Source organism: Neoroseomonas rubea, from assembly GCF_016106015.1.
In the GTDB taxonomy this organism is placed as follows: Bacteria; Pseudomonadota; Alphaproteobacteria; order Acetobacterales; family Acetobacteraceae; genus Neoroseomonas; species Neoroseomonas rubea.
This window is the reverse complement of the sequence record NZ_JACADQ010000684.1, coordinates 1-829: the sequence shown is the minus strand read 5'-3', so window position 1 is coordinate 829 and position 829 is coordinate 1. Positions and strand designations below refer to the sequence as shown.

Genomic DNA, 829 nt, shown 5'->3' with positions numbered 1-829 from the left:
CCGGGTGGCGCAGGCCGCGCAATTCCGCCAGCGCCGGTCCCATCGGCCGCGCGCCGGCGCGCAGCGCGGCAAGCGCCCGTGCCGCCGCTTCCGCCCCGCCCGAGGCGCAAAGCCCCGGCAGGACGCCGACCGGCTGCAGCGGCCAGCCACCCGGCATCACCAGCCGCGACCAGGACATCAGCAGTTCCCCGCCATCCGGCAGGGGCAGCACCAGTTGCACCAGCCCCTTGCCCGTGGTGGCCGAGCCCAGCACCGCCGCGCGCCCGCGATCTGCCAGGGCGCCCGCCACGATCTCCGCGGCCGATGCCGTCCGTCCATCCACCAGCACGACCAGCGGCAGGCCTTCCGACAGGTCCGGCCCGCCGGTGATGTAGACGCGGCTCGCCTCCGGATGGCGGCCGAGGGTACGGAACGCCTCCCCGGGGCCGAGGAAGATGTCGGCGACCGCCGCCGCCTGGGTCAGCAGCCCGCCGCGATTGCCCCGCAGGTCGAGCAGGATGGCGCGCGGTCGCCCCTGGCTAAGCGCGCCGAGCAGCGCGGCGGCGGCTTGGCGCTCCGTCTGGGCGGAGAAGGCGGGGATGCGGATCACCAGCACATCCTCCTGCCGCTCGGAGGTCACGGGGCTGCCGGGGGGCAACTGGCGGCGCAGCGCCACCTCCGAGCGTTGCCGCGCGCGCTCGATCAGCAGCGTCACCTCCGTGTCCGCCGGGCCCTCGAGCAGGCCGGCCGCCGTCGCCGCGTCGCGCGGGCGCAGCCTGATGCCGTCGATCGCGAGCACGCGGTCGCCGATCAGCAGCCCCGCCTCCGCCGCCGGGCCGCCGGGGGCGAG

General features: G+C 77.2%; 1 protein-coding gene. It reads right to left on the bottom strand.

Annotated features, from left to right (window positions below; genetic code table 11):
• A partial coding sequence (locus HW577_RS25820; RefSeq protein ID WP_198378930.1) for a S41 family peptidase occupies nucleotides 1-829 on the bottom strand: 829 nt, incomplete at both ends.